Below are 24,416 nucleotides of genomic sequence, written 5' to 3'. Positions count from 1 at the left end.
GCTATGAACATATGATCGTCTTATAGATCTTTAGTTCGAAAAATAAATAAGAGCGTCCCGCAGTTATAGACAGCGGAGCGCTCTTATTTATTTTGTGTTATGGTAAATGCCGTGTGTAGATTTAAGGGTACCGACGCTCAGTTAATTACCGACTTTCTGAGCTTCGCTCTGGATCACTTCCTGGAGGTACTGCAGCAAGCCTTCCTTAAGCTCCTCATGCTGGAGCGCATAGTGGATCGTCGTCTGGATGAAACCCATCTTCTCGCCGACGTCATGGCGTTTGCCTTCAAAGTCGTAAGCGATGATCCGCTCCACTTCACTTAAACGGGCAATGGCATCCGTAAGCTGGATTTCGCCGCCTACTCCAACCTGCTGTTCTCCGAGCATATCGAAAATACGCGGAGTCAGTATATAACGTCCCAAGATCGCCAGGTTGGAAGGAGCCTCTTCTCTCTTTGGCTTCTCAACAAGGCGGTTAGCTTTGTAGACACGTTCAGCCAAAGGTGTACCATCTACAAGGCCGTATCGGGATACCTCTTCCCAAGGCACCGGCTGAACTCCGACTATGGAGGATTTATATTGATCGTAAACTTCGATCATCTGTCTAAGGCAAGGTTTGTCCGCTTCAACAATATCGTCTCCGAGCAATACAGCAAACGGTTCATTCCCGATGAATTTGCGGGCGCACCAGATAGCATGTCCTAGTCCACGCGGTTCCTTTTGCCGGATATAGTGAATGTCGGCCATTTCGGAGGATTTGCGCACAGACTCCAGCAGCTCCCACTTCTGTTTCTCAGCCAGGTTGAACTCAAGCTCAAATGAGTTGTCGAAATGGTCTTCAATCGCGCGCTTGCCTTTACCCGTCACAATGATGATGTCCTCAATGCCGGAGGCAACGGCTTCCTCTACAATATATTGAATCGTTGGTTTGTCTACAATCGGCAGCATTTCTTTGGGCATCGCTTTGGTCGCGGGCAAAAAACGGGTTCCGAGACCGGCAGCGGGAATAATCGCTTTACGGATCTTCATCATATAGCTCCTTCGTATTCTTTTCTTTTTCCGGTTTTTAGATGACATGGTAAAATGCATAATTATTTTAATTATAGCAGTTATGGACGATTTTTGGCAGTTATATGGTTAACCTCCAGTAAGAATAATCCTGTAGACAAAAAGAGCCAGTGTGGCATGGAGGATTCATCAAACCTCCTTTGCCACACTGGCTCTGCATTGAATCGGAGCTAGGGACTAATTACCATGGGATTGGTAAGCCAGTCCCACTCTTCTTTATTTCGCGTTGACGAGCTGTCCGCGTGTAACCCCAAGCTGGTTGGTGGCCTTCAGGCTCTTCCATACCTGCGTGCCGGAGATCTCCCCACGGAGCGCACGGGAGTAGAGACTAATGACCTCGGCAACCTGCTCCGGTGTTTCTTCCAGAAATTCGACGCGGAAAGAAGAAACGCCCAGCTCGCGGAAATTGTTCAGGTATTCCGCGCCTGACTGTTCAACCGCATTGTATACGGTATTGCGGCAGCCTTCATCCACGCGGACAGGATGGGACATGCCAATCCGGTCCTGCAGAGATGCACGCTGCTCCTCGCAAGGGCGTCCGCAGTTCGTATAGTCTGTGCCTTCACTCATGAAGGTGCAGTACACGCAGTGCTCGGTGTGGAACATCGGCAGATGCTGATGGATCACAACCTCCATCCGCGAGGTATTGCTGCGGCCCAGCAGATCGACCATTTGCTGAATGTTCAGGTCATAAGAAGGCGTGACAACATCGCAGCCCGCTTCCAGGAACAGATCCACCGCCTTATGATTGGCGATATTCAGCGAAAAGTCGCCAATCAGCCGTGGATGCACAGCATCCGGCTGCTCCATGCGGCGGCGCAGATAATAATACAGCGCGCCGGTATTGCGCACCAGCACAGCATCCGGCTGCAGGCGCAGAATATTGGCGTGATAGCCGTTCTCGCCCGGCATATGGATGCGTGGCGTGGCTAGCGTGATGCTGGCCCCCGCAGCCCGGACAGCGTCTACCGCTGCCGGGAACTGCTTGATAAATTCGAAGTCGGCGTAAATGCTTCTTACGCCGGCTTCGAGGGCAGCCTGCACCTGCGGCAGGCTGCGGCACAGCGCGGTGAGCTCCGCATCACCGCGTGCAGCGACGTCCCTGCGGGAGGCGTCGCTATAGATCTCTACCGCCCGTTTCACATAGACGGGCGGTTTCGGGCGCTCGCCGGCAAGCAGCTCCACCGCTTGGCGGCGGATGCTGTTCAGCTCGCGCATAGGCACGATCACGTCGCCTTCCAGCTGCGACGTAAGCGCCTCAAGCTGGAACACGGTCCCGCCCAGGCGGCCGAATTGTTCTTCCAGCAGTGCGGCGTCCATCGGGCGCTTTTGCGCGGTTTCCAGCAGCAGCTCCGAGTCTACACGGACAGTGACGTCCTTCTGCACGTCCGTCCACCATGTAGCCAGCTTCTCTCCGGCGCGGCCTTCCACCTTGACATGAACCGGGAAGACGCGGTACGGCTTCTCGGTTTCGTAACTCTGGCGCAGCGCCTTGTCGAGCGCCGGATCATTGGTCTTCCAGATGCGGTCGCCGACATGCAGGCGGCGCAAATCCACATCGTTGCGCCCAGGCACAATGTCGATGATCCAGCCTTCTCCGGCTTCGCCCTCAAGCTTCACGCCTTTGCGGCGCAAGTCATACACGCGTCCGCCTTCTTCCTTCTTGGTCGGATCACCGGCGTCGAACACAATGCCGTCTCCGCGTTTAAGCGGAGCATGAATGCGGCAGACTACACCATCGCGCAAAATCTGCTCAACCGTGCCCATATACACACCACGGCTTTTCGGGAAAGTCCCGTCAACCAGCTTCTTGTTGTTTGTTCCCTCAAGGAAGCCATGCGTAAAGCCGCGGGAAAAGCTCTGCTGCAGCTCACGGATATCTTCCTTAGAAGTCGGAGACCAGTTTCCGTCAAAATACCGGTCAATAGCCTTACGGTACTTGCTCACCACGTTTGCCACGTACTCCGGGGTTTTGAGACGGCCTTCTATTTTGAAAGAGGTCACACCCGCTTCGATCAGCTCCGGCATCAGATCAATGGCCGCCAGATCCTTAGGAGACAGCAGATAGGTTACATCACCCATCGGCTTCACTTCACCGTCGACCATCAGGTCATACGGCAAACGGCAGGCCTGGGCACACTCCCCGCGGTTCGCGGAACGTCCCCCCCACATTTCCGAGGTCAGGCATTGCCCTGAATAGGACACACAAAGTGCTCCATGCACGAAAACTTCCATCGGCAGGCGGGCCTGCTCCCCGATCGTGCGGATCTGCTTCAGATTGTTCTCACGGCCGAGCACTACACGCTCCAGCCCGAAGGGCTTCGTAAACTCCACCGCCTCCGGTGAAGTAATCGTCATTTGCGTCGAACCGTGAATTGGAAAGTCCGGAGAAATCTCGCGGATCATTTTGACGAGCCCCAAATCCTGTACAATCACCGCATCCACACCAGCATCTACACAGGCATCAATCAATTCTTTTGCATCTGCCAGCTCGTTCTCAAACACCAGTATATTAAAGGTCAGAAACCCCTTCACGCCATAGCTGTGCAGGAATGCCATAATCTCCGGCAGCTCCTCCGAGCGGAAGTTGTTTGCTCTGGCCCGTGCATTAAATTTCTCTACGCCAAAAAAGACAGCATCCGCCCCGTTCGCCACTGCTGCACGCATGCACTCCCAGTCACCTGCCGGAGCCAACAGTTCCACGTCTTCCCTGCGTATTCCTTGCTCGTTCATTTATATCCTCCCAAACCGTCATATGGACGGGTCATTTCCATCTCTTCAACTTATTAATTGTATCAAAAATCACAGCCTTGCGCCATTGATTTGCCAGAAATTATACAGGGAAAGGGCTTTAACCGGATTATTTAAACCGAACTTATTCCTAACCTATCCCTTCCGCCTTTGCACATCGTCGAAGGAGAAATGAATGATTCTCCAACCCAGCCCTGATAAAAAAGCATCCCGGTTCAAAGAGTAACCAGGCCAAAGAAATTGCGACTTGCGATTCCAATCGTAAACTTCATATTCAGGATGCAGGTCATCAAAATTACCGAATAGTGGCACCCAGACATTTTGCAGCAGAAGCTTTTTGGCATATAGATGTCCTCTAGCCAAACGTCCCCGCCGTCCCCCTGTTCTTAGTCCTAAATGATGTTCCATCAATAACTGATGTTCTTGTTCAAAACTCATTGCTCAATCCCTCCTCATTTCTTCATAAAAAAAAAGAACGCCCCAGCCAAAATTGGCAACTTGGGACGTTCTTCGTCTGCAATAATTATACTATTTATTCCTTATTCCTCAACATGTCCTACCTATTTTTTCTCCCCCGCCAATACAAAAGACTTCAGCGTCTTGTCTATAAGAGCCTGCTGCTCAGGCGTTGCGTTAGCGTCATTTAGCGTGACAGTGAGAGTATAGACCCGTTCATTTTTACTTAAAACGATGAGCTGGGTGCGGTAAGGAATGCCGTTTTTGCTCTGGTGGACAGTAAGGCTTGTGGCTGGAACTTCGGCAAAGGTGATGTCCTCCACACGTTCGACCTGCGGGCCTTTGGGGTCGTTTTTCGTGTTCTGATAGTAGCTTTGGAGCTGGCTCACAGTGTACTCGGCCGAACCTTCGGGGCTCACAGTGATTTGGAAACGCCCTCCGGTGAAGCGGTACTCTACGTTCTGGGTTTCAAAGACATCCTGGACAGCTGTCCATAATGACGGAATATGAATGCTGTAGCCATAGGTTTTGGAGCTTTTGTTGACTGTTTTAGCGTAAAGTACCGGATAGTCATCTATTTCCAGCCGCCCGAAGTTCTCTTTTATTAATTCAAAATCAATATCGATTGAGCTTAAAATATCCTTGAACCGTGCCTTGTCCTCATCCTGACCGGCAACTGCCACATATTCTACGTAATAGCGGTGCCCATTCTTCAACAGCAGGGTTTGATATTTCGTAATCCAGCCGCTGCCCGGATTCAGCAGACTTTCAATGACCCGCGCCGGTTGACCGGAAACTTTTGCAGACGTGCTTTCATTAATCGTATAAGCCCCGTCCACATAGTTGGCTCGAATCTGCGCCTCCAACTCCTTGCTCCAGGTTTCCAGCGTAGAACCGGACGGAGCAGATGTCACTTTCACACGCAAATAGCTCCCTTGTTTGCTCTCATAATACAGATGCTGGTCATCCATACTCCAGTCTGCAGGGACCTGCAGCGCAATGCCGTAGTCCTCATTGTACCCTTCATGCAGCCCGTTTTTCACTGTGGAGAGATCACGTTGGCTTTTATCATTCGGATCAAAGGTTGGCCGGAAGGAGTTTAACAGCACCGCATATTCATCAAAATCCTTATAGTTCGCTGCATTGTCATCGGTCAGATACAGCTCATACAGTCTCCCTCCGGCATTATATTGCCTGTTCTCCCACAGTGCGCCGCTGGAATCCTTGCTGACAATTCGCGCGTAGGGCACAACGGCATTCGGATAAGTTTCCCGGTCCAAAATCGTTTCCCCGCCTTCTTCGGCCGAGCGGAGCAGCCCATCCAGCAATTGTTCCGGGTCTGCCGGATTCTCCTGCGGTGAGGCATGAACCTCCAGATAATACTGATTCTCTGAATTCATAAAGGTAGCCACGCCTTCATTGCCGCCGCTGTCGCCAACCACCAGTCCGGGAGGATAATTGATGCTCCACTGAAAATGGCTGTTCCCTATCCGCGTCTTACCGACATCGCTGTCAATGCCGCTATCCCCGGGCGCCTCTTCTTCAGTGACCGATGGCACAAGCGACACTACCAGCTCACCGTTGCTGCCGGAAGTTACACGTGCGTCCAGCACTCCCGCCACGAACCTCAGTGGGACCATCAAAACCCCAGAGACCATATGCGGCGGTGTAGCAAGTTTGATTTTGACGCCATCCTTCCAGGCAGTACTGCTGCCTATCACCATCGTTCCCGTATGCCGTCCGTACATCACCTTGACCACACCGCTGGGTTCGAGGGAAACCGTGCTGCCAAATGTTTTCTTGAACACGCCGAGCGGCACCATGACGGTACCATTCTTCATAAAAGGCTGCTTAATCGTAATTTTTTTGCCATTCACCGTTGCAACCGGACTGCCGACCTTAAGGGTGAGCTGCAGCTCCGCCTTCTCCGCCGCATGCACCTCTGTGACCGGGAGCACAGTCAGCAGCAGCACCAGAGCAAGCATCATTGTACATAGACCACGATAAGTAAATCTGCGGTCCCTCTTCCGCCCCTCTCTTCCCAGTACCCCTTTACTCTTCCGCTTGTCCATCAGCATCACCTTCCACATCAGCTTCTTCATTGTTTATCAGGGGATCGCCCTGGCCAAGCGTGAGCTTCCGGGTAACAATATCGCCGTCGCTCTGCATAAGCAGATTTACCACTGCACCCGGTGCGTAGCTTTTGAAAAGTTCATTAACATCCACTAAGGAGCCGACACAGTGGCCGTTAATCGCGTATAAAACATCCCCTTCAAGAATCCCTGCCTTGTCTGCTTCCGCAGAGATGACCTTCGTAACTGTTAAGGGATCTTGTGAGGGCAGGCCCACTAAGGCAGACCAGCTTTCCTCCAGCTCCAGGCCAAGACTTGGATGTTTTACCTCTCCATACTTGAACAGCTGGTTCATAATGTACTGTACCGTATCAGACGGGATAGAAAATCCCATATTCTCTACACCTACTGCGGCAAATTTCAGACTGTTCACGCCCAGTACCTCGCCTTTCATGCTGACGAGCGGACCGCCGCTGTTGCCTGGATTAATCGCCGTATCACTCTGGATGAGCCGATAGGCAGCATCAACTGAACGGTTAAGACCGCTGACCACCCCTACCGTGGCAGAATTTCGCAGCGAGAAGGAAATGGGTGTACCGATGGCAATCACTTTGTCGCCAACCTGAAGGCTGGCAGCAGATTGGGCAAACTTCGCGGGCTTTAATGCCTTGGCATTGATCTTGATCAGTGCCAGATCACTAACCTCATCCAAATACGTATTTGTGATGCTGTAGGACTTCGCGTCCGATGTAACGACCACAGCATTCTGCAGTCCCTTCATCACATGCGCATTCGTAATAATCCAGCCGTTTGCCCTGACGATGATACCTGATCCATGGGACAGATTAAAACGGTCATTGGGTGCATTAGAGCGATCTTCTGAATATTTGCCGATAATTCCTACTACCGACGGGGAAACCTCTTTGATAATTTGCGGTACCGGATCGGTTATCGAGGCTGCACTCTTTTTGCTGCCGGTCAGGGTACTTCCTATTTCTTTGATCTTTCCTGAAGACGATACATTCCCCGCAGTCTGCAAGCCATCCGGAAACGGCGCCCCCTGCGCAGAAAGCGATCCGCCTCCTATTCCTGTCAGCAATACTCCGCACAGCAACAGTCCGAGGCTTTTCTTAACCATGTTCTTCCCCCATTTCCCCAGCCTTCGCCGGGCGCTCTCTCTGACCTTGTTCCAGGTTGTACATAACGCAGTTGACTCATATGAAGACGTGCATAATTTGAAAAAGACGCCTTTAGTCGCGCCTGACGGCGGTTAAAGGTGTCTTTGGGTTAACTTAAAATCTGTAATTGTTTTGACTTGAATCTGAAGCAGGGCAGTGTTCCTGTGTCAGCTTAACCAGTGCATAAGCATCGCGTAATCCGAAACCGCAAATACCAGCAAGCTTACCACTCCGAAGCCAATCGCAAATTTGTTCTTCTGCGGAGCCCGCAGCAGCCGGATGACCCCAATGAGTATCAGGATGGTAAAGGCGATCATAAATACATCGAAGGTATGAAATTTAGACGGTTCTTGCGCAGCAGCTTCTGCAAGCAGCATGGCATTACCTCCTCGAAAGTGTTGTCAAGCAAGTTCATCTAATCCATATCTCCCTCTATGTTATCGCTACCATTTCAGTGACGCAATAGGAATTGCATAAATTTTATGTAAAAGTCACGATAAATATTTTTCGCAGCGGATTCAGGGCCAAAAATCATGATATTTTTCATTGACACCATGTTTTGTATTGATTTTTCAAAGAGCGAATTATATGTAAGGCTGTTTTCCATCCCTGCTAATCATTCAACGCAAATCCTTCTCTTTGAATCTTACTGCGGACATGCTCCCAATATGCCTGATTCAACCATTAAGCTGTCCTTATTTCTATGATGGCTTTCAAGCCTGTTGAGGTACAATGCTTGCTGAGCTGGCCAAGTTTTAATTTGGCAAAGTGCAGAAAGACGGGCTGAACATTATCCGAATGATTATTGAAAAATAAGGCCGAAAAACTAAAAGAACCACGGCGAAAATGCTGTGGCTCTTTTGTTCTTCATGAAGTGCAGTTATACTGTCTCCGACGTCTGCAGCTGCAGAGCTTTAGTCCGCTCCGTATCGCGGATCAGAATCGGCTTCAGGTATTTGCCGGTATAGGACTCCGCAACGGTGATTAACTTCTCCGGTGTCCCTGTAGCCAGTACCGTTCCCCCGCCGCTGCCGCCTTCCGGTCCCATATCAATAACATAATCGGCCGTCTTGATCACATCGAGGTTATGTTCGATGACCAGAACGGATTCGCCGGAATCCACCAGGCGGTGCAGCACCTCCAGCAGGCGGCCGATGTCATCCACATGCAACCCTGTTGTCGGTTCATCCAGAATGTACAGTGTCTTGCCGGTACTGCGGCGGTATAGCTCGGAAGCCAGCTTCACGCGCTGCGCTTCACCCCCGGACAACGTCGTTCCCGGCTGGCCAATCTTGATGTACCCAAGACCCACATCCAGCAAGGTCTGCATTTTGCGGTGGATGCGCGGGATGTTCTGGAAGAACCCGGTTGCATCCTCTACCGTCATTTCCAGCACATCAGAGATGTTTTTGCCCTTGTATTTCACTTCCAGTGTTTCGCGGTTGTAACGTTTGCCTTTACATACTTCGCAAGGAACATAGACATCCGGCAGGAAGTGCATTTCAATCTTGATAATTCCGTCTCCACGGCAGGCCTCGCAACGGCCGCCTTTGACGTTGAAGCTGAAGCGGCCCTTCTGGAATCCGCGCACCTTGGCTTCATTGGTTTTGGAGAACAGATCACGAATATCATCGAACACCCCGGTATAGGTAGCCGGATTGGAACGCGGCGTGCGGCCGATCGGCGATTGGTCGATCTCTATGACCTTGTCCAAATTGTCCAGACCGCGAATTTCCTTATGCAGACCGGGACGGACCTTAACGGCCTTATTCAACTGACGGGCCAGGCTCTTATAGAGGATTTCATTAACCAGCGACGATTTGCCAGAACCGGAAACTCCAGTCACTGCAGTAAAGACACCTAACGGAATCTTGACATTTACATTCTTCAGGTTATTCTCTTTGGCTCCGCGAATTTCCAGCCAGCGGTCATCGGTTGGCCGCCGTTTGGACGTAACCGGAATAAACTTGCGTCCGCTTAAGTACTCTCCGGTCAAGGAATTCGGGTCTTTCATGATTTCCTGCGGCGTTCCTTGGGCAATAACCTGTCCGCCGTGGATACCGGCACCCGGTCCGATATCAATAATATAGTCTGCCGCCATCATCGTATCTTCATCATGCTCAACCACAATTAATGTGTTGCCGAGATCGCGCATATGCCCCAGTGTGGCGATCAGCCGGTCATTGTCTCGTTGATGCAGACCAATACTTGGCTCGTCCAGGATGTACAGAACGCCCATCAAGCTGGAGCCAATCTGCGTCGCCAGTCTGATCCGCTGCGCCTCACCGCCGGAGAGTGAACCTGCCGCACGACTGAGCGTCAAATAATTCAGACCCACATTCACCAGGAAGCCAAGTCTGCTGCTAATCTCTTTCAGAATAAGATGGGCAATGGCTGTTTCCTTCTCGCTAAGCACCAGATTATCAAAGAAGTCCAAACAGTCGCCAATCGAGAGATCCGTAACATCCGCTACATTCTGCTCATTAATTGTGACCGCAAGAATTTCTTTCTTCAGCCGTTTGCCCTTGCATACATTACAAGGCTTGGCGCTCATAAAACCTTCGATAAACTCACGGATTCCATCCGATGCCGTATCGCGGTAACGTCGTTCCAGATTCGGAATAATTCCTTCAAAGGCAACCAGCGCATCTTTTTTCTGGCCGAAGTCATTTTCATACCGGAACCGGATCTTCTCGCTGCCTGTGCCGTGGAGCAGCTTGTTCATGTGTTCGGGAGTCAGGCTGCTTACAGGAACATTTTGCGGAATCTTAAAGTGCTCACAGACCGATTTCAGAAACTGCGGGTAGTAGTTCGATGTGCTGCCGGTCCAGGCCAGAAACGCTCCTTCTTCAATCGATTTCTCGGAATCCGGAATTAATAGATCTGGATCGACAACCATATTCATACCAAGTCCATCACACTCTGGACAAGCGCCGAAAGGGCTGTTGAAGGAGAACATACGCGGTGCCAGCTCTTCAATACTAAATCCGCATACCGGACAAGCAAAATTCGAACTGAACAGAAGTTCTTCCTGGCCGATAACATCAACCAGAATCTGTCCACCCGAGAGCTTCAAGGCTGTTTCAAGCGAGTCGGTCAGACGAGTCTCCATATCATCCTTGATGACAATACGGTCAACCACGACCTCGATGGTATGCTTCTTGTTCTTCTCCAGTTGAATATCTTCAGTGACTTCCCGCAGCTCGCCATCAACGCGCACACGGACAAATCCCTGCTTGGAGATATCCGAAAACAGCCCCTTGTGTTCACCCTTGCGCCCGGAAATAACCGGTGCCAGAATCTGCAGCCGCGTCTTCTCGGGATACTGCATAATCCGGTCCACCATCTGTTCGACGGTCTGTGATGTAATTTCGATCCCGTGATCCGGGCAATGAGGATGGCCGACCCGGGCAAACAACAGCCGCAAATAGTCATAAATCTCCGTAACCGTACCTACCGTTGAGCGCGGATTGCGGCTTGTAGTCTTCTGGTCGATCGATATTGCCGGAGATAATCCGTCGATGGAATCAACGTCCGGCTTCTCCATCTGGCCCAGGAACTGGCGGGCATACGCCGACAGGGACTCGACATAACGGCGCTGTCCCTCCGCGTAGATCGTATCGAACGCCAGCGACGATTTGCCGGAGCCGCTAAGTCCCGTAAGCACGACGAAGCGGTCCCGCGGAATCGTTACGTCAATGTTCTTGAGATTATGCGCCCTCGCGCCTTTGATTACTATATTTTCGTTCGCCAACGGTACCTCTCCTTTATATAAATCATTTAGTTCAAAACTAGTTCAAAGCCTTATTTAAAAGCTACATTTCAAAATATTTTCGATCCCTCCCAAACCCTCCCTCCCAAGGGAGGGCCCCAAGGGCTCCGCCCTCTGGACACCCGCAAGGTTGGTGAAGGAGATGGGTGGGGCTGTACTTAGCTGTTATGGTGCTCGGAGCGCTTGTCCCTAAAGGGACCGCTTCAACGTCCGTGCTCCGCTGGTCGGCACGCTGCATGCTGCTGCGTGCCGGGACGCTATCCCTACGGGATGCGCTAAAACCGGAAACTACCAGGACGGCTCTCCCTGCGGGATGCGCTAAAACTGAAAACCGTCAGGGCGGCTGTCCCTACGGGATGCGCTAAAACCGAAAACCGCCAGGGTGGCTGTCCCTACGGGATGCGCTAGAACCGAAACCATCAAGAGCGGCTGTCCCTGCGGGATGCGCTAAAGCCGGAAACCACCAGAGCGGCTGTCCCTATGGGATGCGCTAAGACCGGAAACCGCCAAGACGGCTGTCCCTGCGGGATGCGCTGACAACAGGCAACAAGACAACGGAGCAGTTTATCTAAAAAGAACGGCCTGGGAAGCGCCGTTCCGGTACTCGCTTAAATATTTACTCGGCCCGTAGCTCCAGCAAAGCATCACGCAGCTCGGCGGCGCGCTCGAATTGCAGGTTCTTGGCGGCGTCCTTCATCTCGGCCTCCAGACGCTGCATCAGGCTTTGGCGGTCCTTCTTGTTCATCTTGCCGCCCACGCCGGTGAGATATTCGGCCTTGGATTCGGCGACCTTGGTCGCCTCGATGATTTCGCGGATTTTCTTGTTGATCGTCGTCGGGGTGATTCCATGCTTCTCATTATAGGCAATCTGGATCTCCCGGCGGCGTTCGGTTTCGCTCATAGCTTTCTCCATGGAATCCGTAATACGGTCACCATACATAATGACGCGGCCGCCTGAGTTACGGGCGGCACGGCCGATAGTCTGAATCAGTGAGCGTTCAGAACGGAGGAAACCTTCCTTGTCGGCGTCGAGAATCGCGACAAGGGATACCTCTGGCAAGTCCAGTCCTTCTCTTAATAAGTTGATACCCACGAGGACATGGAACGTCCCGAGACGCAGATCACGCAGAATCGCCATCCGCTCCAGCGTCTTGATATCAGAGTGCATATATCGGACCTTGATCCCGATCTCCTTGAAGTAATCGGTCAGATCCTCGGACATTTTCTTCGTAAGTGTCGTTACCAGTACCCGTTCATCGCGCTCCACACGGTCGCGGATTTCACTGATCAGATCATCGATCTGGCCTTCTGTCGGACGCACCTCAATAATCGGATCAAGCAGACCGGTAGGGCGGATAATCTGCTGCACCATCGTATCGCAGTGTTCCATTTCGTATGGACCTGGCGTAGCGGATACATAGACAATCTGGCTTACCTTGTCTTCGAACTCCTCAAACTGAAGCGGCCGGTTATCCAGCGCTGACGGCAAGCGGAATCCATGCTCTACCAGGACGGTCTTCCGCGCACGGTCACCGTTGTACATGGCCCTGATCTGCGGAAGGGTAACATGAGATTCATCAATAATAATCAGCATGTCATCCGGGAAGTAGTCCATCAAGGTATAAGGGGTTGCACCCGGCTCACGGAAGGTGAGCGGTCCGGAATAGTTCTCAATCCCGGAGCAGAAGCCGACCTCCTTCATCATCTCGATGTCATAACGCGTCCGCTGCTCCAGCCGCTGGGCTTCCAGCAGCTTACCTGCGTCACGAAGAACGGCCAGCCGTTCCTCCAGTTCACGTTCGATGTTGACGATCGCAACCTTCATCGTTTCTTCCTGGGTTACAAAGTGAGAGGCCGGAAAGATCGCGATGTGCTCACGTTCACCGATTAATTCTCCGGTCAGCACGTCAATCTCGGTAATTCGTTCAATCTCGTCGCCGAACAATTCTACCCGGATGGCATGTTCTCCCTGTGATGCCGGGAAGATCTCAACCACATCGCCGCGCACACGGAATGTACCGCGGACAAAATTCATGTCATTTCGCTGATACTGGATATCTACAAGTCTGCTTAAGATCTGGTTACGTGGCTTCTCCATCCCTACCCGCAGCGAGAGCAGGAGGCTTCCGTATTCCTTCGGCGAACCGAGACCGTAAATGCAGGACACACTCGCTACAATAATGACATCACGCCGTTCAAACAATGAACTGGTCGCGGAGTGGCGCAGCTTATCTATCTCTTCATTGATGCTGGAATCTTTCTCGATGTAGGTGTCGGAGGAGGGAATGTAAGCCTCTGGCTGGTAGTAATCGTAGTAACTGACGAAGTAATCTACCGAATTGTTCGGGAAAAACTCTTTGAATTCACTCGCCAGCTGTGCAGCAAGTGTCTTATTGTGCGCTATTACCAGCGTGGGGCGGTTTAACTTGGAAATCACTTGTGCGACGGTGAATGTCTTACCTGTGCCCGTCGCTCCCAGCAGCGTCTGGTGCTTCTTGCCCTGCCGGATGCCGTCCAATAATTCCTCAATGGCATGAGGCTGATCGCCCTGGGGTGTGTATTCGGACTCCAGTTCAAAAGTCTTCGTACTGACGACAATATCACTCATTTGCCCGTCTCCCCTCTATCGTCTAAAATATAGTAGTATAGTATAATTGTGGCCCTAAGTACTGGCTCTCCATACAATCCTGAAAAATATGGAAGATAAGAATACTTGTTCCCGTTTATTATACAGTGTTGCCTACATTCATGCAAACCATAATATATAGAAAAGTAAGGAGTCATAACCTATGGATATCACCGCAATTATCGGCCTCCTGGCTGGACTGGCCGCTATGATCGGCGGCTTCTTTTGGGAAGGCGGCAATCTCTCCGGATTGCTGCAGCCTAATGCTGCACTGATTGTCTTTGGCGGCACATTGGCCGCTGTTCTCATCAGCTTTCCCGCATCTAAACTGCGTCACATCCCTGCTGCACTGCGCATGGCCTTTGGCAGGCATCCGGACCTGAGTGAGCAGAACGCGGAGGAGCTGATCTCCATGGCTGCTATTACCCGGCGCGGCGGCGTGCTCTTGCTGGAGCAAAAAGCCGAAGAACATCCCAATCCCTTTACCCGTGAAGGATTGCTGCTGATCGTCGACGGCACAGATGCTGACGAGGTTCGCCAGATTCTGGAGCTGGACATGGACGCCAAAGAATTGAAGTACAACGGCTACGCCAAAATATTTGAGGCGGCCGGAGGCTACGCACCAACGATGGGGATTATCGGGACGGTCATGGGACTGATCCATGTACTCAGCAATCTGACCGATCCTTCCAATCTGGGAGCATCCATCGCAGTCGCTTTTACAGCGACGCTTTACGGTGTAGCCAGCGCTAATCTAATATTTTTACCCATTGCCTCCAAGATCAAATCCCGCAGCCAAACCGAGCTGGCTGGCATGGAGATGCTGCTGGTCGGCATTCTGGCCCTGCAGAACGGGGATCATCCGCAGCTGGTGCGCAAGAAGCTTAGCTCCTTCACTGCGGATTCTGCCGGAAGCCGTGAGCGTGAGTATGCAAGAGGGCTGCTATGAGGCAGAGAAACCGGCGTGAGCAGCACGCCGAAGGCCGGGAGAGCAATGACCGCTGGATGATCACTTATGCCGATCTCATTACACTTTTACTTATATTTTTCGTCATTATGTTCGCCATGAGCAGTCTGGACGTGCAGAAATACAAGATTGTCACCGGTTCCCTTTCGGAAACGTTCAGGAGCGGCAACCCTGTGCTTGAAGGTGGCGATGGTATTCTGGAGACCCAACAAGAAACGGAAAACAGCGGCTCAGCAAACAGTCAGAAACAAGGAAGCAATTCTGCAATTGTCGCTGGCGAAGGCACTCAAGATAATGTTGCAGGCACAGCCGATGCCGGAGAGGCGGCTCTGCCGCCTTCGTCACGTGAACTGGCTTTCAAGGAACAGGAAGCGAAGCTGGCCTCATTGATGGGCGTCATCACCAAATATGTTGAAGACAACAACCTCGGAGATCAGATCTTTGTTGCAGATAAACCACAGGGCATTGCCATTACACTTAGCGACCGGTTCCTGTTCGATGCCGGCAAAGCCGAGCTGAAAGCACCTGCATTCCCTGCGCTCCGCCAGCTCTCAGGCCTGTTCCGCGGCATAGGCGCATCCATCAGCATCGAGGGACATACTGACAATACCCCGGTGTCGGTTGGCTCGCGCTATAACGACAACTGGGAGCTGTCAGGCGCGCGGGCACTCTCCATCCTGCGTTTCTTCCTCGACAATGAAGGACTGGATCCGGATACCTTCCAGTATGCCGGCTATGCCGATACCCGGCCCGCTGCCGACAATACTACGCTGCTTGGAAAACAGAAAAACCGCCGAGTCGAGCTAATCGTGCTGCGGCAGCTTCAAGACGAAGAACAATTCCGCCTATCAGCCCAGAACAGCAGATGATGAAAGGTTACATTTGCTTCTAAAGGAGTCTGAGTAGGTATGGAAACTCTAAACGGAACATCACCTGATCCCACCCGATTATTAAAAAATCTGCGTCTACTAGTCTCGTTATTGGTTACGGCGTTTCTCCAGGGAATCATTACTTTCTTCGTTGGGGGCATGGCTTATTTCCTTTTACTCTCGTCGTACTCCCTTTTCTGGGGCGAACAAGCCAATGTGTATCCGCTAAGCAAGCTGATTCAAATCGCCGTTCGTTTTTTGCTTGCGGGCGGCGCTTTTGCTTTGCCCTGGCTGGGAGTCTGGTGGATGCTCTACGGTCTGGCCGACAACGGACGCATCCGCTGCTTTTTTCTGCACCTGTTTTTCGCTTACGTGCCGTTTGTCGTTATCTTTTTGCAGCTTGATCCCGTGTATTACCCGGACGCAATGATTCCCAGCTCAGCCGGTGAGATGACCTTTTTTGTCTGTATGGCCATGGCAGCTGTCCTGCTGTATCCCTTTTACTCTATCGGCGTTTATTACTTTGTGCTCAGACCGGCTGCACCCCCTCGCAAAATCTACAGATTTATCCTTCTATGCTGTTTATTCATCCTGATTGGCCTTGCACTGCTGCCCCTCTTGTGGCGGATGGCTCCACATTTTTATCCGGGACTTGCAGATTTTCCAAGCCGCTGAAAGCGCAAAAAGACAGACTCCTCACATTAGTGCAGCTAATGCGCGAAATCCGTCTTTAATAATTTTTTTATAAAACCAATTGCTATTCCCCAACCCGTTCACGGTAAGCGGCTGCGTCCAGCAGTCCCGATACGGCGTCGGCATACTCGCCTTCGATCTCCAGTTCAAAAATCCAGCCCCCGCTGTACGGCTGATCGTTAATCAGCTCCGGGCTGTTCTCCAGTGCATCGTTAATCTTGGTCACCGTTCCCGATACCGGTGAATATAATTCGGAAACCGTCTTTACGGATTCAATGCTGCCCACGCTGTCCCCGGCAGAAATAGCCGATCCAACTTCAGGAAATTCCACAAATACGATATCGCCCAGTAAATGCTGGGCATGGTCCGTAATCCCAACACGTATTAACCGTCCTTCACCCTGCTGCGCCCATTCATGCTCTTCGCTGTACAGCAGGTTATCTAGCACTTCACTCATTTCAAGCCGCCTCATTTCCGAATTGGAGTTGTAAATTTAGTTATAGACTAAGTTATCGTCCTGCTCAATGTCAATATAACTGACAGGAAATTTAAATTTGTCATCTTTTTGACGTTTTTTTGTTGACAGTGCACCTCCATACCCGTTTTAATGGAGTCAGCAGAAAATTATACGGTTTGCGAATGATGGCATAGGGAGAGACCGTCTCTTGAAGACGGCGCCGAAGGAGTAAGCCCTCTACGGGGTGAATCTCTCAGGCAAAAGGACCTTTGCCGGACGCATCTCTGGAGAGCATCAGGCCCTGCCATTGCAGCGTACTGGTCACCAACGGGGAAACCTGCCGGGTTCACAGCAGGGTAACTCTCAGGTACAAAGGACAGAGCGGAAGTCTAAATATGCGCGTGCGCATATTTGGCTTCCGCCTGTCCTTTTTTTTAATGGGCAGAAACGGACTCCGTCCCTGCCGGCAAAGGAAATCCCGTTAGGCTTGCATGTAATCAGATCAAGGGAGTGAGCACATGAACGCTTTGAAAAGAACGCCTTTTTATGACCTTTATTCTGCTTATGCGGAGTCCAGATGCATTGACTTCGGCGGCTGGGAGCTGCCGGTGCAGTTTACAGGAATCGTCAAGGAGCATGAGGCCGTCCGCGGGCAAGCCGGACTGTTCGATGTGTCGCATATGGGTGAATTCATGGTTAGCGGCAGCGGCTCGGAAGCCTTCCTGCAAAAAATGACGACCAACGATGTCAGCAAGCTGGCAGACGGTGGAGCGCAGTACACGCTGCTTCTATATCCAAACGGCGGTGTTGTCGATGATTTGCTCGTATACCGTCTTGGCGAAGAGCGTTACATGCTTGTCGTGAACGCCTCCAACATCGACAAGGACTTTCAATGGCTGCAGGAGCATCTCACCGCGGAATTCAGCGGCGTCAGCCTGAGCAATATCTCGGATGAGACTCTTCTGCTCGCCCTGCAGGGCCCGCTGGCTGAGGCCATCCTCTCCAAAGTTACAGCGGCTCCCATTGCTGAGCTGAAGCCTTTCCACTTCATCGAGAACGCCGAGGTGTGCGGCGTGAACGTTCTGCTCTCCCGCACCGGATATACCGGCGAGGACGGATTCGAGCTCTACGCGCCGCCGGATACGGCGGCTGCGCTGTGGAACGGCCTGCTGGAAGCGGGTGCTCCGCACGGCCTGACACCGGCCGGTCTTGGCGCACGCGACACGCTGCGCTTTGAAGCCAAGATGCCGCTGTACGGCCAGGAGCTGTCGGCGGATATTACGCCGCTAGAAGCGGGCGTGCAATTCTTCGTGAAGCTGGACAAAGAAGATTTCATCGGCCGTGAGGCGCTGCTGAAGCAAAAGACTGACGGTCTGCCCCGCCGCCTCGTTGGTCTGGAAATGATCGACCGCGGCATTCCGCGTTCCCACTACCCTGTATACGGGAATGGAGTGAAGATCGGTGAAGTGACCACCGGAACACAGTCTCCGACACTCAAACGCAATCTCGGACTTGCGCTGCTGGATGCAGCTTACAGTGAAATAGGCACAGAGGTAAACGTAGAGATCCGCGGCAAGCAGCTCAAGGCTGTCGTGGTCAAAGCGCCATTCTACAAAAAGAGCCAGGGAGTGAAGCCGCAATGAAGCACCGTTATCTGCCAATGACTGAACAAGACCGCCACGAAATGATGGAAGCAGTCGGAATTCAGTCCATGGAGGAGCTGTTCTCCGATATTCCCGAGGCCGTCCGTTATCAGGGAACTATGCCGATGTCGGAGGCGCTGGATGAATACGCCTTGCTGCGCCATATGAAAGAGCTGGCCGACAAAAATGCCAATTTCGATACCCACGCCAGCTTCCTCGGCGCCGGCCTGTATGACCATCATATCCCGGTCGTCATCAATCATGTCATCTCCCGTTCGGAATTCTATACTGCTTATACTCCTTACCAGCCGGAAATCAGCCAAGGCGAGCTGCAGGCGATCTTTGAATTCCAGTCCTACATTTGTGAACTGACCGGCATGAAGGTGGCCAACGCCAGCATGTACGATGGCGCTACGGCTTTCTCGGAAGCGGCAGTACTTGCAGCTGGTGCCACCAAACGCAAAAAGCTGATTGTCTCCCGAACCGTGCATCCGGAGGCCCGCCAGGTGCTGCGCACTTCGGCAGGTGCCTGGGGCCTCGATGTCGTAGAGATTGACTATAAAGACGGTGTAACCGACCAAGCGAAGCTTGCCGCAGCCATCGACGGCGACACGGCGGCTGTCCTGGTGCAGTCACCGAACTTCTTCGGCGCGATAGAAGATCTCGGTGCCATCGAGCCGCTGATCCACGGCGTCAAAGGTCTGTTCATTGTCAGCGCCAACCCGCTGGCGCTCGGCGTGCTGGAAACGCCGGGCAAGCTCGGCGCCGACATCGTCGTCGGTGACGCGCAGCCGCTGGGCATTCCGGCTTCGCTGGGCGGACCAACCTGCGGATTCTTCGCCGTAGCGGAGCATCTGATGCGCCGCATGCCGGGCCGGATTGTCGGCCAGACCGTTGACCGGAACGGCAAACGCGGCTTCGTGCTGACGCTGCAGGCCCGCGAGCAGCATATCCGCCGCGAAAAAGCCACTTCGAACATTTGCTCCAACCAGGCGCTGCTGGCGCTATGCGCTTCCGTCTATTTGTCCGTGATGGGCAAAGAAGGCATGCGCGAGGTTGGCGAGCTGAACATCCGCAAGAGCCACTATGCCGCCGGCAAGCTCGGCGAAATTAACGGTGCTGCGGCTGCGTTCTCAGCTCCTTACTTTAACGAATTCGTCCTGAAGCTTCCCGAAGGAAGTGAAGTGAGCAGGATTAATTCCAAGCTCATTAAAGAAGGTTATCTCGGCGGTTACGATCTGGGCCGTGATTATCCGGAGCTTGCCGGACATATGCTGGTTGCCGTCACGGAGAAAAGAAGCAAAACCGAAATTGACCAATTCGCCAGCGCACTGGAGGGCTGTTTATGAAACCGGAACAAAGTCTGATCTTTGAGCTTAGCCGTCCCGGCCGCTCGGCCTACTCCCTGCCTGAGTGTGATGTTCCGCAGGACGAGAACCTTGATGCACTGATCCCTGCAGGACTTCTGCGCAGCGAACCGGTCATGCTGCCGGAAGTATCCGAAGTGGATGTCATCCGCCACTACACCGCGCTGTCCCGGCGTAACTTCGGCGTCGACAACGGATTCTATCCGCTCGGCTCCTGCACGATGAAATACAATCCGAAGATCAACGAAGATGTTGCCCGCTTCCCGGGACTGGCCAAGATTCATCCTTACCAGCCGGAAGAAAGCATTCAGGGAGCTCTGGAACTGATGTACACCCTGCAAAATGATCTTTCCGCTTTGACCGGCATGGATGCCGTCTCCCTGCAGCCTGCCGCAGGCGCACATGGTGAATGGACTGGCCTGATGATGATCCGCGCCTACCACGAGAGCCGCGGCGAGACACGCACGAAGGTGATTGTGCCGGACTCCTCGCATGGCACCAACCCGGCCAGCGCCGCAGCAGCCGGACTCGATACGGTGACGATTCCTTCCAATAATAAAGGAATGGTTGATCTTGAAGCGCTGAAGGCAGCTGTCGGCAGCGATACCGCCGCGCTGATGCTGACCAACCCCAGCACACTCGGCCTGTTCGAAACGCAGATCGTGGAGATTGCCGCAATTGTACATGAAGCGGGCGGATTGCTCTATTACGATGGAGCCAACTCCAATGCCATTATGGGCATTACCCGTCCCGGCGATATGGGCTTCGATGTGGTGCATTTGAATTTGCACAAGACGATGAGCACCCCGCACGGCGGCGGCGGTCCGGGAGCCGGACCTGTTGGCGTGAAAGCGAAGCTGATTCCTTTTCTTCCGCAGCCTACAGTGGTCAAGAATGAAGATGACAGCTTCTCGCTGAACTATGGCGGCCCGGAATCCATCGGGCGGGTCAAGGCCTTTTACGGCAACTTTGGAATTCTCGTCCGTGCCTATGCCTATATCCGTACCTACGGGCCAGACGGCCTGCGTGAGGTTTCCGAGAACGCCGTGCTGAATGCCAACTATATGATGCACCGGCTGGCACCGTATTTTGAAATTCCGTATCCGGGTGTCTGCAAGCACGAGTTCGTGATGTCCGGCAAGAATCTTAAGCAATACGGCGTGCGCACGCTGGACGTAGCCAAACGCCTGCTCGACTTCGGCTACCACCCGCCAACGGTCTACTTCCCGCTGACTGTGGAAGAGTGCATGATGATTGAGCCGACCGAAACCGAAAGCAAGGAAACGCTTGATGGCTTCATCGAAACGATGATTCAAATCGTCAAGGAAGCCCAGGAGACTCCGGAAATCGTCATCAATGCTCCGCACACTACGGAAATCAGCCGTCTGGATGAAACGCAGGCCGCACGCAAGCCAGTACTGAACTGCTCTTGCGGTTAAAGCTGATTATCCCTAAACCGGCCCTATAAGAATTGAATAAGAGCCGGCCCTGGATACCAATTATCGCGGGCCGGCTCTTTTTATATGTATAAAAATCTGTTAATGCGCAAGCTTTTTGGTGAACTGCCACCGGTCATTTACACGCATTTTACTGTAGATGTTCTTGACCATGTTACGCACTGTGCCTTCGCTGATCCCCAGCTCGTTGGCAATGTGCAGCGCACTTTTCTCCATGAGCCATAACCGGGACACATCTTGTTCGCGCGCAGTCAGTCTAAATTCCTGAAAACTGGCCTCCAGCCGGTACTGCTGCATCTCCGGGTGCTGCTCCATCCACTTCTCCGAAATGTTCTCAGCCACCTGCTGCACGAAGGGGATGGCAAATTCAATCTGTTCATTTTTATTGAAGGAAATATCCACATAACCATACACTTTGCCATCCCTCTGCAGCGGAGCACATACGCAATTCCATCCTTTAAATACAATATTGGAATGTTCCTCGCCTCTCACTACACCTATACAGTTCATTTCCATAGCCAACGAGACCGCATTTAAACCAGAATATTGCCCTCCTAGGCTGACACCGACACCCATACCGGCCTGAAGCATATCCGCTTGAAGATCCGGAGAGGAAGATACCAGCTCCAGAATGACGCCCTCCTTGCCAGTTAAGAACACAACATAAGGAATGGAGATAAAATGGCTGATTTTTTTCATTTCGTTGCGGATGGAAGCAATCATTGCTGTATGATAAATACGGTCTTTGCATTTTTCACTCGAAGAAACCGCTGTCAATTCAGCAGGTATAGCTCCTTCTTGTTTGGCGACTGGCTGGAATAATTTAAGCTGCTCCTCCTTCAAGTCCCCGGGCAGGCACCAGACTCTCGTCTTGTCAAAGATACTCAAATAGCTCCACCTCCATTTTTACCATAATCTATTATAATCGATTTTAGAAAAACGTATTATAACATAAATCAGAGAAGTAAGAACATGCATCATTAGATTGTCTATGATGGACAGATAAAGCTCCACTATAAAATCCGCATGTTCATCAGACAGAGGTTTTTTTGCAGGATTCGTCATAAACTAATAAAAATATTATTCTTTCGATTTATTGTGATAGTTTTCGACATTACAGCAATGCTATATTAACGGAACACGCCTTTTTATAGAATATCAACACTGAAGGAGGATGACCCTTGAGTATTATTGAAGCTAACGGACTGAGCAAGTCGTTTATGCAGGCGGTGAAGGAGCCCGGCCTCAAAGGCGCGGTCAAACATCTGCTGATCCCCAGGCATATTGAGAAGATGGCGGTGCATTCGCTGGACCTTAACATCGAGGCAGGTGAGACGGTGGCCTATGTCGGGCCGAACGGTGCAGGCAAGTCTACCACGATCAAAATGCTGACCGGCATACTGATGCCTACCGCGGGCAGTATTTCTGTAAACGGTATCAATCCATACCGGAAAAGAATGGAGAATGCCGCCCAGATCGGAGCGGTGTTCGGGCAGCGCACACAGCTGTGGTGGGATATTCCGATTGTGGAGTCCTTTTCCCTGCTGAAGGATATTTATCAGATCCCCGAGGCTGTGTACAAGACCAACTTGGAGATGTTTATTGAGATGCTGGGTATGCGTGAATTTATTCACTTATCCGCCCGGAAGCTCTCCCTCGGCCAACGTATGCGAGCGGATCTGGCTGCTGCTTTATTACATAACCCGCCGATTGTGTATCTGGATGAACCGACGATTGGCCTCGACGTCTCCGTGAAGCAGAAGATCCGCGAATTCATCAAAAAGATCAACCAAGAGCAGCAGACTACAGTTATGCTGACGACCCACGATCTGGGTGATATTGAGGACCTGTGCAAACGGCTGATTATCATCGACCACGGCTCCATTATCTATGACGGCAGCTTAAGTGAAGTCAAATCCCGTTTCGCCAGAAACCGGGTGATCTTCTTCCAGGTGGGCTCGCCATTGCCCGAGCTGTACCAGCAGCTCTCACAGACTCCGGGAATGAAGCTGGACTTGCAGAATGATCAGGAGTTCTCCGTATCCTTTGACCGTTATGAATATACCGCCAGCGAAGTGGTCAGCCGGGTGATGAAACATGGCGAGGTGATTGACTTCCGGATGGAGGATGCCAATATCGAGCAAGTCATCAAAGCCGTATACGACGGAAATCTGAACCTGAACGAAACCGGTGCATAAGGAGGAGCGAACGCAGTCATGCCTGTACCCAATCTTAAGAAATACAGAAGTATTGCCAACCGGTCCTTGCAAAATGTTCTCGCTTACCGTACTTCTTACGTGATCACCTTTCTGGCCAATTCGATCAATCTGCTGGCAATCTACTTTTTATGGCAGGGCATTTATAGCGGCCGCGATATCGTAGGCGGGTATTCGTGGGACCAGATGAAAACCTACTTGCTCGTTACCTTTCTGGCCAACTCTGTGTTGTCCTGGTATTCCGAAACATCTATTTCCGGCAAAATCCTCGACGGGAGCGTTGCCGTAGATTTGCTTAAGCCCATTGATTTTCAAAGCGCAAGATTTGCGGAAACCTTGGGCTCCAGCCTGCTTGAGGGAGGAATGAGCACGGTGTTGCTCGTTCTGTTTGCCACCTTCCTGACCGGTGTAACCTTCCCGCAGTCGGCCCTGGTCTATCTGCTGTTCGCAGTCAGTCTGCTCGGAGCGATCCTGGTAAAGTTCGGCGTTGTCTATCTTGCGGCATTATTATGCTTCTGGTCGACCGGCTCCATGGGTATTGTCTGGACAAGAATCGCCCTGACTAACCTGCTATCCGGAGCGCTGGTACCCTTGGCCTTTTTCCCGGATTGGCTGGAGAAGCTCGCATTATTCCTGCCTTTTCAGAGCATTATTCACACACCGACGATGATCTTTCTGGAACAGGCGGACACTTGGGAGAGCGTCAGGCTGATCGGCCTGCAATTCTTCTGGGGGATTGCACTCTGGATTGCCGGAAAATGCATGTGGAACTGGGCAGTACGTCAGGTAACGATTCATGGAGGTTAGGCGGAAGGAGAGCGAAG

The 24,416-nt window shown here is 52.1% G+C and carries 18 protein-coding genes, 1 pseudogene and 1 riboswitch; of the genes and pseudogenes, 9 read left to right on the top strand and 10 right to left on the bottom strand.

All coding sequences use genetic code 11. The features are described from left to right. Positions 1–141 precede the first annotated feature (141 nt). The 7 genes and pseudogenes from galU to uvrA form a co-directional block, all read right to left on the bottom strand. Entirely contained in the window at positions 142–1,029 is an 888-nt protein-coding gene (gene galU, locus ACQ76X_RS09050) for a UTP--glucose-1-phosphate uridylyltransferase GalU (protein ID WP_340896332.1), read from the bottom strand. 255 nt (positions 1,030–1,284) lie between these two features. Continuing rightward, positions 1,285–3,801, bottom strand: coding sequence for a DUF3656 domain-containing U32 family peptidase (locus ACQ76X_RS09045; RefSeq protein ID WP_438493113.1), 2,517 nt, complete (start codon positions 3,799–3,801; stop codon positions 1,285–1,287). Positions 3,802–3,963: 162 nt separating this feature from the next. Then, positions 3,964–4,257: pseudogene (locus tag ACQ76X_RS09040) on the bottom strand (hypothetical protein); the annotation flags it as partial. Between the two features lie 122 nt (positions 4,258–4,379). Beyond that, positions 4,380–6,377, bottom strand: coding sequence for a stalk domain-containing protein (locus ACQ76X_RS09035; RefSeq protein ID WP_438493112.1), 1,998 nt, complete (start codon positions 6,375–6,377; stop codon positions 4,380–4,382). Next, a complete protein-coding gene (locus ACQ76X_RS09030) occupies positions 6,328–7,506 on the bottom strand; it encodes a S1C family serine protease (protein ID WP_438493178.1) in 1,179 nt (392 codons plus the stop codon). Before ACQ76X_RS09030 ends, ACQ76X_RS09035 begins: the two co-directional genes overlap by 50 nt. Positions 7,507–7,692: 186 nt before the next feature. Beyond that, entirely contained in the window at positions 7,693–7,902 is a 210-nt protein-coding gene (locus tag ACQ76X_RS09025) for a hypothetical protein (protein WP_038597219.1), read from the bottom strand. A gap of 503 nt (positions 7,903–8,405) precedes the next feature. Then, positions 8,406–11,279: an excinuclease ABC subunit UvrA gene (gene uvrA / locus ACQ76X_RS09020; protein WP_438493110.1), complete on the bottom strand. Its 2,874-nt coding sequence runs from the start codon at positions 11,277–11,279 to the stop codon at positions 8,406–8,408. A 164-nt stretch (positions 11,280–11,443) separates the two neighbouring features. Between uvrA and ACQ76X_RS09015 the strand changes: the two genes are divergently transcribed. Continuing rightward, on the top strand, positions 11,444–11,662 hold the full coding sequence (locus ACQ76X_RS09015) for a hypothetical protein (RefSeq protein ID WP_438493108.1): 219 nt from the start codon (positions 11,444–11,446) through the stop codon (positions 11,660–11,662). A 251-nt stretch (positions 11,663–11,913) separates the two neighbouring features. Here the strand turns inward: ACQ76X_RS09015 and uvrB are convergent, their stop codons facing one another. Beyond that, positions 11,914–13,905, bottom strand: coding sequence for an excinuclease ABC subunit UvrB (gene uvrB / locus ACQ76X_RS09010; protein WP_438493106.1), 1,992 nt, complete (start codon positions 13,903–13,905; stop codon positions 11,914–11,916). Positions 13,906–14,086: 181 nt separating this feature from the next. On the opposite strand from uvrB, the gene ACQ76X_RS09005 reads away from it, so the two are divergent. Genes ACQ76X_RS09005 through ACQ76X_RS08995 form a run of 3 tightly spaced genes read left to right on the top strand, consistent with a single transcriptional unit; the run spans position 14,087 to position 16,434 of the window. After that, a complete protein-coding gene (locus tag ACQ76X_RS09005; RefSeq protein ID WP_076109591.1) occupies positions 14,087–14,872 on the top strand; it encodes a flagellar motor protein in 786 nt (261 codons plus the stop codon). Then, positions 14,869–15,759: a flagellar motor protein MotB gene (locus tag ACQ76X_RS09000; RefSeq protein WP_438493104.1), complete on the top strand. Its 891-nt coding sequence runs from the start codon at positions 14,869–14,871 to the stop codon at positions 15,757–15,759. Before ACQ76X_RS09005 ends, ACQ76X_RS09000 begins: the two co-directional genes overlap by 4 nt. A gap of 39 nt (positions 15,760–15,798) precedes the next feature. Continuing rightward, positions 15,799–16,434: a hypothetical protein gene (locus tag ACQ76X_RS08995; protein ID WP_438493102.1), complete on the top strand. Its 636-nt coding sequence runs from the start codon at positions 15,799–15,801 to the stop codon at positions 16,432–16,434. Positions 16,435–16,516: 82 nt separating this feature from the next. Here ACQ76X_RS08995 and gcvH read toward each other — a convergent pair whose 3' ends face one another. Then, the gene (gene gcvH, locus ACQ76X_RS08990; RefSeq protein ID WP_038597232.1) at positions 16,517–16,909 is read right to left on the bottom strand and encodes a glycine cleavage system protein GcvH; all 393 of its coding nucleotides are present in this window, start codon (positions 16,907–16,909) and stop codon (positions 16,517–16,519) included. Positions 16,910–17,091: 182 nt separating this feature from the next. Continuing rightward, positions 17,092–17,188, top strand: a riboswitch (glycine riboswitch). Between the two features lie 239 nt (positions 17,189–17,427). Between gcvH and gcvT the strand changes: the two genes are divergently transcribed. Genes gcvT through gcvPB form a run of 3 tightly spaced genes read left to right on the top strand, consistent with a single transcriptional unit; the run spans position 17,428 to position 21,358 of the window. Beyond that, the gene (gene gcvT, locus ACQ76X_RS08985; protein ID WP_438493100.1) at positions 17,428–18,552 is read left to right on the top strand and encodes a glycine cleavage system aminomethyltransferase GcvT; all 1,125 of its coding nucleotides are present in this window, start codon (positions 17,428–17,430) and stop codon (positions 18,550–18,552) included. Further along, positions 18,549–19,901: an aminomethyl-transferring glycine dehydrogenase subunit GcvPA gene (gene gcvPA / locus ACQ76X_RS08980; protein ID WP_438493098.1), complete on the top strand. Its 1,353-nt coding sequence runs from the start codon at positions 18,549–18,551 to the stop codon at positions 19,899–19,901. Before gcvT ends, gcvPA begins: the two co-directional genes overlap by 4 nt. After that, positions 19,898–21,358, top strand: a complete 1,461-nt coding sequence (gene gcvPB, locus ACQ76X_RS08975; RefSeq protein WP_438493096.1) for an aminomethyl-transferring glycine dehydrogenase subunit GcvPB — start codon at positions 19,898–19,900, stop codon at positions 21,356–21,358. The genes gcvPA and gcvPB overlap by 4 nt, the downstream gene beginning before the upstream one ends. 99 nt (positions 21,359–21,457) lie before the next feature. On the opposite strand, the gene ACQ76X_RS08970 is transcribed toward gcvPB, so the two are convergent. Then, positions 21,458–22,264, bottom strand: a complete 807-nt coding sequence (locus ACQ76X_RS08970; protein ID WP_438493095.1) for a LuxR C-terminal-related transcriptional regulator — start codon at positions 22,262–22,264, stop codon at positions 21,458–21,460. 293 nt (positions 22,265–22,557) lie between these two features. Between ACQ76X_RS08970 and ACQ76X_RS08965 the strand changes: the two genes are divergently transcribed. Next, positions 22,558–23,574, top strand: a complete 1,017-nt coding sequence (locus ACQ76X_RS08965) for an ABC transporter ATP-binding protein (RefSeq protein ID WP_438493093.1) — start codon at positions 22,558–22,560, stop codon at positions 23,572–23,574. An 18-nt stretch (positions 23,575–23,592) separates the two neighbouring features. Continuing rightward, positions 23,593–24,399, top strand: coding sequence for an ABC transporter permease (locus ACQ76X_RS08960; protein WP_379147274.1), 807 nt, complete (start codon positions 23,593–23,595; stop codon positions 24,397–24,399). Positions 24,400–24,416: the final 17 nt, after the last annotated feature.

It is taken from the genome of Paenibacillus sp. IHBB 3054 (assembly GCF_051594305.1).
Classification (GTDB): Bacteria; Bacillota; Bacilli; order Paenibacillales; family Paenibacillaceae; genus Paenibacillus_AQ.
This window is presented reverse-complemented; position numbering and strand designations above follow the sequence as displayed.